Origin of the sequence: Bradyrhizobium sp. SUTN9-2 (assembly GCF_003122645.1) — a bacterium.
In the GTDB taxonomy this organism is placed as follows: Bacteria; Pseudomonadota; Alphaproteobacteria; order Rhizobiales; family Xanthobacteraceae; genus Bradyrhizobium; species Bradyrhizobium yuanmingense.
In genome coordinates this window covers 1,917,622-1,931,897 of sequence record NZ_LAXE01000001.1, presented here as the reverse complement: position 1 = coordinate 1,931,897, position 14,276 = coordinate 1,917,622, and the positions used below count along the sequence as shown (strand labels likewise).

At 65.3% G+C, this 14,276-nt stretch carries 13 protein-coding genes and 1 other RNA gene; 6 read left to right on the top strand and 8 right to left on the bottom strand.

Features of this window, described 5'->3' with window-relative positions; translation table 11 throughout:
* Positions 1–130: 130 nt before the first annotated feature.
* From ruvA to XF30_RS09080, 3 genes are all read right to left on the bottom strand, one after another.
* Positions 131–748 (bottom strand): Holliday junction branch migration protein RuvA, encoded by a 618-nt coding sequence (gene ruvA / locus XF30_RS09090; RefSeq protein ID WP_035998377.1) that lies wholly within the window; start codon positions 746–748, stop codon positions 131–133.
* Positions 745–1,272, bottom strand: coding sequence for a crossover junction endodeoxyribonuclease RuvC (ruvC, locus tag XF30_RS09085; RefSeq protein ID WP_057028112.1), 528 nt, complete (start codon positions 1,270–1,272; stop codon positions 745–747). The genes ruvA and ruvC overlap by 4 nt, the downstream gene beginning before the upstream one ends.
* Before the next feature lie 79 nt (positions 1,273–1,351).
* Positions 1,352–2,098 (bottom strand): YebC/PmpR family DNA-binding transcriptional regulator, encoded by a 747-nt coding sequence (locus XF30_RS09080; protein WP_035998371.1) that lies wholly within the window; start codon positions 2,096–2,098, stop codon positions 1,352–1,354.
* A 216-nt stretch (positions 2,099–2,314) separates the two neighbouring features.
* On the opposite strand from XF30_RS09080, the gene XF30_RS09075 reads away from it, so the two are divergent.
* The 4 genes from XF30_RS09075 (at position 2,315) to XF30_RS09060 (ending at position 7,738) form a co-directional block, all read left to right on the top strand.
* Entirely contained in the window at positions 2,315–4,063 is a 1,749-nt protein-coding gene (locus XF30_RS09075) for a methyl-accepting chemotaxis protein (RefSeq protein WP_109142465.1), read from the top strand.
* Positions 4,064–4,203: 140 nt separating this feature from the next.
* Positions 4,204–5,628, top strand: a complete 1,425-nt coding sequence (locus XF30_RS09070; RefSeq protein ID WP_109142464.1) for a methyl-accepting chemotaxis protein — start codon at positions 4,204–4,206, stop codon at positions 5,626–5,628.
* A gap of 281 nt (positions 5,629–5,909) precedes the next feature.
* Entirely contained in the window at positions 5,910–7,046 is a 1,137-nt protein-coding gene (locus XF30_RS09065) for a DSD1 family PLP-dependent enzyme (RefSeq protein ID WP_109142463.1), read from the top strand.
* Positions 7,047–7,150: 104 nt separating this feature from the next.
* Entirely contained in the window at positions 7,151–7,738 is a 588-nt protein-coding gene (locus XF30_RS09060) for a GNAT family N-acetyltransferase (protein ID WP_085971997.1), read from the top strand.
* A 164-nt stretch (positions 7,739–7,902) separates the two neighbouring features.
* Here the strand turns inward: XF30_RS09060 and XF30_RS09055 are convergent, their stop codons facing one another.
* From XF30_RS09055 to XF30_RS09035, 5 genes are all read right to left on the bottom strand, one after another.
* Positions 7,903–8,727, bottom strand: coding sequence for a TIGR00282 family metallophosphoesterase (locus tag XF30_RS09055; protein WP_192893083.1), 825 nt, complete (start codon positions 8,725–8,727; stop codon positions 7,903–7,905).
* Entirely contained in the window at positions 8,705–9,301 is a 597-nt protein-coding gene (locus tag XF30_RS09050) for a 5-formyltetrahydrofolate cyclo-ligase (RefSeq protein WP_109142462.1), read from the bottom strand. The genes XF30_RS09055 and XF30_RS09050 overlap by 23 nt, the downstream gene beginning before the upstream one ends.
* Positions 9,302–9,471: 170 nt before the next feature.
* Positions 9,472–9,632, bottom strand: a non-coding RNA gene (gene ssrS / locus XF30_RS09045) — 6S RNA.
* A gap of 282 nt (positions 9,633–9,914) precedes the next feature.
* Positions 9,915–10,298, bottom strand: coding sequence for a cell division protein ZapA (locus XF30_RS09040; protein ID WP_035998340.1), 384 nt, complete (start codon positions 10,296–10,298; stop codon positions 9,915–9,917).
* Positions 10,295–10,615: a DUF4164 domain-containing protein gene (locus XF30_RS09035; protein ID WP_020608063.1), complete on the bottom strand. Its 321-nt coding sequence runs from the start codon at positions 10,613–10,615 to the stop codon at positions 10,295–10,297. Before XF30_RS09035 ends, XF30_RS09040 begins: the two co-directional genes overlap by 4 nt.
* Before the next feature lie 368 nt (positions 10,616–10,983).
* On the opposite strand from XF30_RS09035, the gene tkt reads away from it, so the two are divergent.
* Positions 10,984–12,969, top strand: coding sequence for a transketolase (tkt, locus tag XF30_RS09030; protein ID WP_109142461.1), 1,986 nt, complete (start codon positions 10,984–10,986; stop codon positions 12,967–12,969).
* A gap of 148 nt (positions 12,970–13,117) precedes the next feature.
* Complete coding sequence (gene gap, locus XF30_RS09025) at positions 13,118–14,125, top strand: type I glyceraldehyde-3-phosphate dehydrogenase (protein WP_035998321.1); 1,008 nt, start codon at positions 13,118–13,120, stop codon at positions 14,123–14,125.
* Positions 14,126–14,276: the final 151 nt, after the last annotated feature.

The following is a 14,276-nucleotide window of genomic DNA, read 5'->3' as shown; positions in this document are numbered from 1 at the left end:
CAGCGAACTCCATCGGATCGTAGGGTGGGCAAAGGCGCACTTCGCGCCGTGCCCACCATGTCGCTGCTCGCTTTGTAGATGGTGGGCACGCTTCGCTTTGCCCACCCTACGAGACTGACCATTGACGCACTCACTTTGCCAATTCCTTCAGCCCGAGCCGAATCAGCTGCGCCGTCTCGGCGCCCTCACCCGCGCTGCGCGAGGCCGATGCAATCGCCGCGGCGGCCTGCGGCTGGCCGTAGCCGAGATTGACCAGCGCAGAGATCGCATCCGCGACGGGGCGCGGCGCGCGCTGGTCGTCGACGGCGCCGGCGAGATGCACGACGGCGGGATCGACATTGGCAAAGGCCGGCGCCTTGTCCTTCAATTCGGTGACGATCCGCTCGGCGACCTTCGGGCCGACACCGGGCGTTCGCGCCACCGCGGCCTTGTCGCGCAGCGCGATGGCATTGGCGAGATCGGCCGGCGACAGCGTGCCGAGCACGGCCAGCGCGACCTTGGCGCCGACGCCCTGCACGGTCTGGAGCAGGCGAAACCATTCGCGCTCCTGATCGGTGCGGAAGCCGAACAGTTTGATCTGGTCCTCGCGGACATAGGTCTCGATCGACAGCACAGCGGCCTCACCCGGCGAGGGCAGATGCTGCAAGGTGCGCGAGGAGCAATGTACCTGATAGCCGACGCCGCCAACGTCGAGGATGACGAAATCCTCGCCGTAGGAATCGATCAAGCCCTTGAGCTTGCCGATCATATCCCCACCACCTTCAGCCTGAGAGCGGTGCTCTGGCGGTGATGGGCGTGGGTGATGGCGATGGCGAGCGCGTCGGCTGCGTCCGCGGACGGCGGCTCAGCCTTCGGCAGCAGAATTTTCAGCATCATCGCGATCTGTTGCTTGTCGGCGTGGCCGGCGCCGACCACGGTCTTCTTGACCTGGTTCGGCGCGTATTCGGCGACAGAGATGCCGAACATTGCCGGCGCCAGCATGGCGACGCCGCGGGCCTGGCCGAGCTTCAGCGTCGCAACGCCGTCCTTGTTGACGAAGGTCTGCTCCACCGCCGCTTCCACCGGCCGGTGATCGGACAAGACGGAAGCGAGCCCCTCATGGATCGCGAGCAGGCGGCTCGCCAGCGGCAAATCGTCCGGCGGTTCCACCGAGCCGCAGGCGACGTAGGCCAAGCGATTGCCCTCGGCCTCGATCACGCCCCAGCCGGTGCGGCGCAGGCCGGGGTCGATGCCGATGATGCGAACGGGGCCACGAATCGGGAGCGCGGTCATGCGCCAGTGATAGCGGCTGGCTGCCCTGGAGGAAACAGAAACAGAACGGAAGTAACAAGGGAAGTAGGGCCGTCGAGCCCTACCCGCCCATCTTCGCAACAAGCGCGTCCGACACCTCGAAATTGGCGTAGACGTTCTGCACGTCGTCGTGCTCGTTGAGCAGGTCCATCAGCTTCAGGAGCTTCTCGCCGGTCTCGTCGTCGACCGCAACCGTGTTCTGCGGCTTCCAGATCAGCGCGGCCTTGCGCGGCTCGCCGAACTTGGCTTCCAGCGCCTTGGCGACATCGCGATAGCTTTCCGTCGAAGCGTAGATCTCGTGACCGTTCTCGCCCGAGACGACGTCGTCGGCGCCGGCCTCGATCGCGGCATCCAGCACCGCATCGTCGGAGGCGACGCTGCGGTCGTATTCGATGATGCCGGTGCGGTCGAACATGAAGGAGACCGAGCCGGTTTCGCCGAGATTGCCGCCGGACTTGGTGAAGAAGGAGCGGATGTCGGAGGCGGCGCGGTTGCGATTGTCGGTCAGCGCCTCGACGATGACGGCGACGCCGCCGGGGCCGTAGCCCTCGTAGCGGATCTCGTCATAGTTCTCGCCGTCGCTGCCGAGCGCCTTCTTGATGGCGCGCTCGATATTGTCCTTCGGCATGTTCTCCTGGCGCGCAGCGATCACGGCGGCGCGCAGGCGCGGGTTCATGGCGGGGTCGGGGGTGCCCAGCTTGGCAGCGACGGTGATTTCCCGCGCCAGCTTGCCGAACAGTTTCGACTTCTGGGCATCCTGCCGCCCCTTGCGGTGCATGATGTTCTTGAATTGGGAATGTCCGGCCATGCGTGGTCTCTTGAGAAATCGTCAGCCAAAGATGAGCGTGGGAAGCGCGGCCTTATAGGCCGCCAACCCACCGGAATCAAAGGGCTCGGCTGCGCCTGAGGTAGCACTGTAAAGGTAGCCGCCGTAACGGCGCCTGCCTAGATGGGCACCGTTAACCCTGATTTCATTCCGGACTGCGAAAATAGCGCCCGACCGTCCCCCGACAAGAGAGACCCGATGGCGTTCGGATTATTTCGGAAGCGTCTGCCGGACACGGCCGCGCCCGCGGCAGGCCCGGAGGCTGCGCAGCCGGCGGCCCCTGCCGCACCCGCCCCGACCGCCGAAAGTGATTCGGCCCGGGAAATCCTGGAATTGCTGGAACTCGAGCTCGGCGCCATGATCCGCCAGCTCGAGCGCGCCGCCAATTCGGTGGCCGGCGGCGCCGAGGCGACCGCGGCGACCCTCGCTGCCATTCGCGACCGCACCGACGCCCTGACCGGCCGGACCAACGCGGCGCAATCCACCGCCTCCACCTTCGCCCATGCCGCCGACAAGTTCACCCAGTCCGCGCAAGGGATCGGCGCGCAGGTCCGGGAAGCCGGCAAGCTCGCCGACGAGGCCAGCGCCGCCGCGCAGGAAGCCCGCGCCAATGTCGACCGCCTGCGCGAATCCTCCGCCGCCATCGGCAACGTCGTCAATTTGATCGCGCAGATCGCGCGGCAGACCACGCTGCTCGCGCTCAACTCGACGATCGAGGCCGCGCGCGCGGGCGCAGCCGGAAAAGGCTTTGCCGTCGTTGCCACCGAGGTCAAGGCGCTCGCGGTGCAGACCCAGAGTGCGACCGAGGAGATCACGAAGAAGATCGACGCATTGCAGCGCGACGCCGCCGGCTCGGCGGACGCCGTGCACCGCATCTCGCAGGCGATCGAGGCGATCCGTCCGGTGTTCGACACCGTCAACGGCGCGGTCGCCGAGCAGAATGCCACGACCAGCGAAGTCTCCGGCAATGCCGCCAGCGCCTCGGAGTTCATCATCTCGGTCGGCAAGAGCGCGGCCGAGATCGACGCGGCGACCAAGGCGGCCGAGACCCATGGCGAGAGCGTCGCCAGCGCCGGCAAGGCCGTCACCACCTTCGCCCAGAAGCTGAAATCGCGCTGCGCGGTGCTGCTGCGCCAGAGCGAGCACGACGACCGCCGCAAGACCGAGCGGCTGCCCTGCCACCTCAAATTCGAAACCGCGCGCGCCGTGATGCCGGTCTATGAAATCGCGATGGAGGGCGTGCTGATCGGCGGCGCCGACGCAAGCCGGCTGGCAACGCAAGCGACGATCGAAGGCAGCTTAGCGGACATCGGCGCCTGCCGCCTGCGCGTGATCGAGCAATCCAAGGCCGGCGCCCGCGCGCAATTCGTCGGCGCCACCGCCGCTCTCAACGAGAAGATCGAGGACAAGCTCTGGTCGATCCATGAGGAGAACACCGAGTTCGTCACCCGTGCCATGGAAGCCGGCAATGCGCTGACGCAGATATTCGAGCAGGCGGTTGCGCGCGGCGAGGTCAAGCTCGACGACCTCTTCGACACGGACTATTTGGAAATCGCCGGCACCAATCCGCAGCAATACCGCACCAAATATCTCGACTGGGCCGATCGCGCCCTGCCGCCGTTCCAGGAAGCCTTTCTGGCGCGGGAGTCGCGGATGGCGTTCTGCGCCATGGTCGACCGCAACGGCTTTTTGCCGGTGCACAACAAGATCTATTCGCATCCGCAGCGGCCGGGCGACGTCGCCTGGAACACGGCCAACAGCCGCAACCGGCGCATCTTCAACGATCCGGCGGGGCTGGCCGCCGCGCGCAACCTGCGATCGTACCTGGTCCAGAGCTATGCGCGCGACATGGGCAACGGGAACACGGTGATGATGCGGGAGATCGACGTCCCGATCCGCGTGCAGGGCCGGCACTGGGGCGGCTTCCGCACGGCCTACAAGCTGTAGCGCTCCCGCGCGTGCACGCACCTGCACGCACCTGCACTCCTGGGCAAGACGCCGGGCGCGAATCATCCTCTAAGGTCGGATCTGGAATCGGAATGCCGCCAAGGAGCCGATCAACGGCTCCGACTGGAGAGAGCCCGTACATGTCCTCTGCACAACTTGCCGTATTGGACACTGCCTCCAACCGGACGCTGGCCGAACGCCTGATCGACCAGCTCGCCGACCGCATCGGCGGTCTCGGCGTCGAGCTCGCCGACATCGCCGGCAACGTCCAGGACGTCGCCAACCGCGTCGCGAGCCAGTCGGAACGGTTTCACCATTTGCAGAAGACGGCCGAGACGATGGTCTCGGCCAACCACGACATCGCCAATGCCTCGCAGGCGGTGCAAACCACGACGTCGGCCGCGGTCGGCGAGATCGCGCAGTCGCGCGGCGCCGTCGACACCGCGGTCAGCCACATCTCCGAGCTCGTCGCGGCGGTGGAGCGGATCGAGGCGCGCCTGTCCGCCGTCGGCGCGGCGTTGGCGCAGGTGGCGAAGGTCTCCGGCTCGATCGAGGCGATCGCCAAGCAGACCAATCTGCTCGCGCTCAACGCCACTATCGAGGCGGCGCGCGCCGGCAATGCCGGCCGCGGCTTCGCGGTGGTCGCGAGCGAGGTCAAGAGCCTCGCGGATGCCACGCGCCAGGCCACGCATGAGATCTCCGACACGGTGCGCGATCTCGACGGCCAGATCGAAGGCCTGATCGGCGAGAGCAGCGACGCCTCGCAGCGCGCCAAGACCGCCGGCGAAGGCGCGCAAGCGATCTCCGGCATCATCTCGCGGGTCCAGCAGGGCTTCGCCTCGGTCGAAGCCGAGATCGACGGCGTCGCGCGCGCGGCGACCTCCAACCTCGGCCACTGCGACACCGTGATCAGCGAGCTCAACGAGCTCGCCAAGGGCGTCGACCTCTCCTCGCGCGACCTCCGAAGCGCCGACGAGCGGGTAGCAAAGCTGCTCGACGCCTCCGAAGGCCTGATCGCGCTGATCGCCGACAGCGGCGTGGAGACGTCGGACGCGCCGCTGATCCGCATCGTCGTCGACACCGCGAAGCGGATCTCGGCCGAGTTCGAAGCTGCGATCGACCGCGGCGAGATCACGCTCGACCAGCTCATGGACGAGACCTACCGCGAGATATCAGGCACCGATCCGAAGCAGTACCTCACCAATTACGTCGAGTTCACCGACCGCGTGCTGCCCGCGATCCAGGACCCGATCCAGAAGACCGATCCGCGCATCGTGTTCTGCGTCGCCTGGGCGCGGGGCGGCTACCTTCCGACCCACAATCCGAACTACCGCCTGCCGCAGGGCAAGGACCCGGTCTGGAACAACGCCAATTGCCGCAACCGCCGCCTGTTCACCGACCGCGCGGTGAAGAAGGTCGCGGCCAACACAAAACCCTTCCTGCTGCAAACCTATCGCCGCGACATGGGCGGCGGGCAGTTCGTGCTGATGAAGGACCTGTCCTCGCCGATCATGATCCGCGGCAAGCACTGGGGCGCCTTCCGGATGGGATTCCGGCAGGGCTGACGGGCGGCGCTAAGGCCTTTGACTCAAAACCTAAAAACAACCCCATGCACAGTAGCCGGGGTGTGCGGAATCAATGGCTTACGCCGGCGGGCCCCGGCGCACGTTGACTCGTCGGGCAAAACAGGGGCAAAATGCTATTATTCCGAAATTGTGAGAGGCGTGCGGTTCTCCCCGCCGTCCGCCGAGCACAAAAGCCGACTGCACTGGTGCGGCGGCCGACGTTGCCGTAGAAATGCCGCCGCGCATCCGCGCGAACCCGAACACAGCAAGCGGGCTTTTCGATGTCCTGTCCACCCGCCCAAATCGGCGCGCCGTTTTCCGAGATCGATACACCGGCGCTGATCATCGACCTCGACGCCTTCGAGCGCAATCTCGACACGATGGCGGCGGCGGTGAGCAAGCTCGGCGTTCGCTTGCGTCCGCATGCGAAGACCCACAAATCACCGATCATTGCGGCCAAGCAGATAGCGCGCGGCGCAATCGGCATCTGCTGCCAGAAGGTCGCCGAGGCCGAGATCCTGGTTGCGGGCGGGGTGAGTGACGTGCTCGTCAGCAATGAGGTGGTGGGCCTGCGGAAGCTGGAACGGCTCGCAGGCCTCGCGCGCCACGCACGCATCAGCGTTTGCGTGGACGATGCGATCATGGTCGAGCAACTGTCGCACGCCGCGGAGCGGGCAGGATCGCAAATCGAAGTCCTGGTCGAAATCGACGTCGGCGCCGGTCGCTGCGGCGTCAGGCCGGGGCCGGCGGCGACCACCCTGGCGCGGCAGGTGGCGGCTTCACGCTTCCTATCGTTCGGCGGCTTGCAGGCCTATCACGGCTCTGCGCAACATTTACGCACGCCGGAGGAGCGGCGCGCTGCCATCGCCGGTGCCGCGAACGCGACCGCGGAGACACTGCGCGTCCTCAAGGACGCGGGCTTTCAGTGCCGGACGATTGGAGGTGCGGGAACCGGCACATTCGAGCTCGAAGGCGCGAGCGGCATCTGGAACGAATTGCAGGCGGGCTCCTATATCTTCATGGACGCCGACTACGCCAAGAACCTCGCCGACGGGGCGCGCAACGCCAACCCGTTCGAGCATGCGCTGTTCGTGATCGCGACGGTGATGAGCACCGGCGCCGGCGAACACGCGGTCATCGATGCCGGCCACAAGGCCCTGTCGAACGACAGCGGATTTCCGGTCGTGCTCGGCCGGCCCGATCTGCGCTATCATCGGCCCTCTGACGAACATGGCTTGCTCGATTTCGACAGCGCTTCGTCGCGATTGGCGATCGGCGACAAGGTGACGCTGATCCCCGGCCATTGCGACCCGACCGTCAATCTCTACGACTGGTATGTCGGCGTGCGCGGCTTCAACACGCCCGATGCCCGCGTGGAGGCACTTTGGCCAGTCGCGGCGCGGGGCGCGGTCACCTGAGATTGACGCGTGATTGCGCGCGACGCCGTAGCGCCCGGCCACTATCCTGTGCTGCATCTTAGAATGAATGTGGCCGACGCCATCGACGACTTGGAGACGATATCATGAGCGCAGACTCGGAAATCAAATCTGCGGGCGCCAACATTCAGGCAAGCACTATCAGCACCATTGTACTTGGCTTTGCAGCCGATCCGATGGCGCGTTGGGTTTGGCCCGATTCATCCGAATATCTCAGGATTATGCCTCAATTCGTCAAGGCATTTGGCGGACGGGCATTCGAGCATGGCACAGCTTACATCACAGAAGGGGCTCGCGCGGCCGCCCTGTGGCTGCCGCCCGGCGTCGAGCCCGATGAAACGGCCATGGACGCACTCATGGCACAATCCCTGCGTCCGGAGATCGCCGATGATATTGGACACATGCTCCAGGGAATGGCCGAACATCATCCCCACGAGCCCCATTGGTATCTGCCTCTCATTGCCTCCGATCCGAACTGGATCGGCCAAGGTCTCGGCACATTGTTGATGAAGCACGCTCTTCGACGATGCGACGAGGAGGGCATCGCCGCCTACCTCGAAAGTTCGAATCCGCGAAACATCTCCCTTTATGAACGCCACGGCTTCAAGATCATCGGCGAGATACAACATGGTTCTTCGCCGACGATGACACCAATGTTGCGGACAGCTTCTTGAACGGAATCCAATCTGTCGAAGAGAAGGGCTCGCAGCCGCCAATGACTGTTGACTTCCGCTTGTGGCCCAAAGCGGAGTTCCCTTGTTGCCCGTCGATGTCCGCTGCTGAGGGCAAAGTTTGATATAATCGTCCGGGGACGACACCGGGTGATTTCGCTCGCGCTTCAGCTCAACCAGAATTTCGGCGTCGTCGGCTCCAGCCTTCCACCCACGCGCACCGGCGCGATCTTGAGCGCGAGCCCTGTCGCATCGTCCGTTTCCACGGCGACGCCGCTGAGCGTCGCGGCGCCTGCGGCCGGCTCGAAACGTCCCGACGGAATCCCTGACGTGAACCTCCGCAGCGGCTCTTCCTTCTGCATACCGATGATGGAATCGTAGTCGCCGGTCATGCCGGCGTCGGTCATGTAGGCGGTGCCGCCCGAGAGGATCTGGTGATCGGCGGTCGGCACATGCGTGTGCGTGCCAACGACGAGGCTGGCGCGGCCGTCGCAGAAGAAGCCGATGCCCTGCTTCTCGCTTGAGGCCTCGCAATGGAAGTCGACGACGATGGCGTCGGCGGCGACGCCGAGCGGACAGGCGCCAAGCTCGCGCTCGAGCGCGGCGAAGGGATCGTCGAACGGGGTCATGAAGACGCGGCCGAGCGCGTTGACGACGAGGGCGTGCTTGCCGTTCTTGGTCTCGACCAAGGCGGCGCCGCGGCCGGGCGTGCCGCGCGGATAGTTGGCGGGGCGCACCAGGCGGTCGGTGCGCTCGATGAACACCAGCGCCTCGCGCTGGTCCCAGGAGTGATTGCCGAGCGTCACCGCGTCGGCGCCGGCCTCGAGAAACTCCTGGTAGATCGCTTCCGTGATGCCGAAGCCACCGGCCGAATTCTCGCCGTTGACGACGACGAGATCGAGCGACCAGTCCTTGACCATGCCGGGGAGATATTCGGAAACGGCCTCGCGTCCGCTGCGGCCGACGACGTCACCCACGAAGAGAATGCGCAACTTCAGAACTCCGGAAATCGAACACGTCCGATTCCGTTAGCACATAATCCAGCGCCACGTCGTGGGATAGTGCCGGAACCGCCTCGATCTCCTGCACTGCAAACGCAACGCCGATGCCGACGATGTGCTTGGTTTTGCGCAAATGCGCAAAGGTGAAATCGTAATGCCCGGCGCCATAGCCGATGCGATGGCCGAGGCGGTCGAAGGCGGCGAGCGGCGTCAGCATGATGTCGGGAATGACTTCGGCCGCAGCAGGTGAAGGTTCGGGAATGCCGAGCGGGCCGAGCATCAGGCGGTCGTTCGGATGGAAGATGCGGAAGATCAGCGACTGGCCGCGCGCGGTGACGCAAGGCAGCGCCAGCCTGGCGCCCTCTTCCGCGAGCTTTGCGAGCAGCGGCATCGGATCGATCTCGCTGCGGATCGGCGAGTAGCCGGAGACGATGCTGCCGGACAGCAGCTTGAACGGCAGCCCGCGCTTGGCGAGCTTTGCGGCGGCCGCGATGCGTTTCTTCTCGCTCAGCGCATCGCGCTTGGCGAGGGCTTTGGCACGGAGCTCGGCTTTGGAGTTGGACATGTGCTTTGGTCCCCACGTCATCACCCGCGAATGCGGGTGATCCAGTATTCCAGAGGCGGTGGTGATTCACACAAGGGCCGCGGCGTACTGGATTCCCCGCCTTCGCGGGGAATGACACCTGTTGAATTGGCCGCAGTCGTTTCAACAAGCACAAACGAAGCAAACGAAAGTGCGAAGCCGCGAACGCCGTTGAAGCACTCGATCCCGGAGTTCCCTACGAAAGTAGGTGGGCACCATATGTCCGAGCCCACGGGCCCGGCCAGGGACAGTTCCCTAAAGGATCGATAAGGCCCCGGGGATATATGGCTCCTGACGCACGTCGCAGCCTCGCGCAGGCAATGTAACAACTGTACTGACGAATCGCCAGTGCGACGAGAGTGCGGCTTCCGCTGCGCGCTTTCTTACCCTCCCCTGGAGGGGTCCGGGACGAGCGAAGCTCGCCCGTGGGTCGGCTCACATGGAGCGCAGCGAAATGTGAGACGGGGTGGGGTGATCTCTCCCCACGGGCACTGTTCGTGTGGAGAGATCACCCCACCCGCTCGCGCTACGCGCGATCGACCCTCCCCCTCCAGGGCCCCCCAGGGGAGGGTAAGGGCACGGCTCCTATCGAGCTTCAGCCGATCGCGATGCCGTTCCCCACCGTCCGGTTCAGGACCTGGGTCGATTTCTCGATGCGCTCGGCGGCGGCGTTCAGCGCGTTGACCACCGCGGTCTGCGTCATCCTGGCGCGCTCGACGGCGGCATTGCGGAAATCCCTGAGCTCGGTCAATTCCTGCTCAAGGGTGCGGACGCGGTTGGTGGTGTCGATCAGCTCATCGCACACGGTGAGCGCAGCCATGACGGTGAGGCGCGCATCGCCGATCTCGCCGAATTTTCCGCGCAGCGACTGGATGCGCGTCTCCAGCGTCTCGGCGAGCTTGAGCAGCCGCACCTCCTGGCCCTCCTCGCAGGCCATGCGATATTGCCGGCCGTTGATGGTGACGTTGATGTGGCTCATCCGTCCTCTCCGGTATCGAGCACCGAGCGTATCGTGACGATCGCGGAATCCAGCCGGTCGGAAATCTCGCGATTGGTGCGCTCGAGCTTGCGTGCCTTCACCAGCGCGCCGTCGAGCTCGTCGGCAAGACGCGAGCGATCCGCGCCGAGCGCCTGGATGCGCGCCGCAAGCTCGTTCTCGTCGCGATCGGCATCGCGACGCCGCTCCACCGCACTTTCGAGCGCATCGAGCGCCGCCATGAGTCTGCGGGTCGCAATCTCGATCTCGACGGCGGACGACTCCGTCATGGCGGAACTGTTGGATACGCGATCGTTCATGCAGTCAGCGGCGGAACCTGGCGGCCTTTGCCCAGTGGCCTTTCCCTGGAGCTTGCCGTCCGGCAAAAGACTCGGTTCGGCAAGCGGTTAGAAGCAGAAATTTACAAAGCAAGCTAGCCAAGCGCAACGCCGCCGCAAAACTATGCACTGTTCAATCGGGACGACGTGTCGCTGCGTCGCTTCCGCCCGGCGCGATCCCGGCGGAAAACCGATGTCCACACAGGCAACTTTTGCCGCCAAACCGGCGTTCGATTGCCTTGGACTCCCGGAACCGAGGTGCTATCCCAGCGCCAACCTTCAGTGGCCGCCAGGCTTCTCCCCGCGCGGGCAACCATCGCCAAGCGCTTCATTTCAGACGGATTTCAGACATGACGCAGGTCGATCACACCCGTATGGCCAACGCGATCCGCGGCCTTTCGATGGACGCTGTCGAGAAGGCGAAATCGGGCCATCCCGGCCTGCCGATGGGCGCCGCCGACATCGCCACCGTGCTGTTCACGCAGTTCCTGAAATTCGATGCCGCCGCGCCCGCCTGGCCGGACCGCGACCGCTTCGTGCTCTCGGCCGGCCACGGCTCGATGCTGCTCTATTCGCTGCTGTATTTGACCGGCAATGCCGAGATGACGCTGGACCAGATCAAGCAGTTCCGCCAGGTCGACTCGCTGACCCCCGGCCACCCCGAGAACTTCCGCACCAATGGCATCGAGACCACCACCGGCCCGCTCGGCCAGGGCATCTCGACTGCGGTCGGCATGGCGCTGGCCGAAAAGATGCTCGCCGCCGAATTCGGCAAGAAGATCGTCGACCACCACACCTATGTGCTCGCCTCCGACGGCGACCTGATGGAAGGCGTGTCGCAGGAAGCGATCGCGATGGCCGGCCACTGGAAGCTCAACAAGCTGATCGTGCTCTACGACGACAACGGCATCTCGATCGACGGCCCGACCTCGATCTCCGATTCCGTCGACCAGGTGAAGCGCTTCAAGTCGGCGGGCTGGGCGGCCGAGAAGATCGACGGCCACGACCAGGCCGCGATCGCCGACGCGATCACGCGCGCGAAGAAATCCAGCAAGCCGACGCTGATCGCCTGCCGCACCACGATCGGCTTCGGCGCGCCGCACAAGCAAGGCACCTCGAAGGTGCACGGCGAAGCGCTCGGCGCCGACGAGCTCAAGGCTGCCAAGGAAAATCTCGGCATTTCGCTCGAGCCGTTCGCGGTCGCCGACGACGTGCTGAAGGCATGGCGCGCGGCCGGCAGCCGAGGCGCCGCGGCACGCCAGGAATGGGAAGCGCGGCTCGGTGAGCTCGGCAGCCGCAAGCGCGCCGAGTTCGAGCGCCGCCTGCGTCACGAGCGTCCTGCTTCGCTCGCCAAGGCCGTCCGCGCCTACAAGAAGGAGCTGCTGGAAAAGCCGATGACCGCGGCCACCCGCAAGTCGTCGGAAGCGGTGATCGAAGTCATCGCCGGCGCCATGCCGATGGAATTCCTGGCAGGCTCGGCCGACCTCACCGGCTCCAACAACAACAAGGCGAAGTCGGCGACCGCCTTCTCGGCCAAGACGCCGAAGGGCCGCTTCATCCATTACGGCATCCGCGAGCACGGCATGGCGGCCGCGATGAACGGCATTTTCCTGCACGGCGGTTTCGCGCCGAACGGCGCGACCTTCCTCGTCTTCACCGATTATGCGCGTCCGGCGATGCGCCTTGCCGCGCTGATGGGCGCCGGCGTCGTCTACGTCATGACTCATGACTCGATTGGCCTCGGCGAAGACGGCCCGACCCATCAGCCGGTCGAGCATCTCGCAGCGCTCAGAGCCATTCCCAACATGCGCGTGTTCCGTCCCTGCGATGCCATCGAGGTCGCCGAGTGCTGGGAGCTCGCGCTCAACCGCGTCGATGGCCCGACCGTGCTGGCACTGACGCGGCAGAACCTGCCGCAGCTGCGGACCACCGCACCGAACGACAATCCGTGCGCGGCTGGTGCCTACGAGTTGGTCGCCGCCCAGGGCGAAGCCAAGGCGACGCTGTTCGCCTCGGGCTCGGAGGTCGAGATCGCGGTCGCGGCCCAGAAACAATTGGCGGAACGCGGCGTCGCTTCGCGCGTTGTCTCCGTTCCCTCGCTGGAGCTGTTGTTAGCGCAACCAGAGGCCAAGCGCGCCGCCATCATCGGCAACGCGCCGGTGAAGATCGCGATCGAGGCCGCCGTGCGCTGGGGCTGGGACGCCGTGATTGGCCAGGATGGCGAATTCATCGGCATGCATTCGTTCGGCGAAAGCGGCCCTGCCAAGGAGCTTTACAAGCATTTCGGCATTACCGCCGAGGCCGCGGTTAACGCTGTGCTGAAGCGCGTTTCCTGAGAGTTGAGCTTGCCGCAAAAAAGGACTACCTAATCTCCCATATGATCAAGCACCGCCCGGCCGAACCGGGCGTCCGCCCCTAAAAAACCCTCGCAGGCGCGTATAGCGCGTTGTGCGGGATGACAACGGTCATTGAAGGAGACGAAACATGGCAGTCCGCGTCGGAATTAACGGTTTTGGCCGCATCGGCCGCAACATCCTGCGGGCTATCGCCGAGTCCGGCCGCAAGGACATCGAGGTCGTCGGCATCAACGACCTCGGCCCGGTCGAGACCAACGCTCATCTCCTCCGCTTCGACAGCGTCCATGGCCGCTTTCCCGGCACCGTCACCGTCGACGGCGACTCCATCAGCCTCGGCAACGGCAAGATCAAGGTCACCGCCGAGCGCGATCCCTCGAAGCTGCCCTGGAAGGATCTCGGCGTCGACATTGCGATGGAATGCACCGGCATCTTCACCTCGAAGGACAAGGCTAGCGCGCATCTGACCGCCGGCGCCAAGCGCGTGCTGGTCTCCGCGCCCGCCGACGGCGCCGACGCCACCATCGTCTACGGCGTCAACCACGACACGCTGACCAAGGATCACCTCGTCGTCTCCAACGGCAGCTGCACCACCAACTGCCTTGCGCCGGTTGCCAAGGTGCTGAACGATCTCGTCGGCATCGAGACCGGCTTCATGACCACGATCCACGCCTATACCGGCGACCAGCCGACGCTCGACACGATGCACAAGGATCTCTACCGCGGCCGCGCGGCGGCGATGTCGATGATCCCGACCTCGACGGGTGCTGCGAAGGCGATCGGCCTCGTGCTGCCCGAGCTGAAGGGCAAGCTCGACGGCGTCGCGATCCGCGTGCCGACCCCGAACGTCTCGGTCGTCGACCTCAAGATCGTCGCCAAGCGCGCCACCGACGCCAAGGAGATCAACGCGGCGATGAAGCGCGCCAGCGAGCAGCAGCTCAAGGGCATCCTCGGCTACACCAATGCGCCGAACGTCTCGATCGACTTCAACCACGACCCGCACTCCTCGACCTTCCACGAGGACCAGACCAAGGTGCAGAACGGCACGCTGGTGCGCGTGATGTCCTGGTACGACAACGAGTGGGGCTTTTCGAACCGCATGGCGGACACCGCCGCCGCGATGGCGAAGGTGATCTGAGGGAAGCCAAGGTGCTTCCTCACTGGATTGGCATCCCTGGCGTCATACTGTTGATCGCGTTGATCGCGTACGGATTTCGCCGGGGCCTCGCAGTGAAGTCTCCGAAAGACGGTGGAGGGAGCGGCGACCACGGCCATTCGCCTCCCCCCGA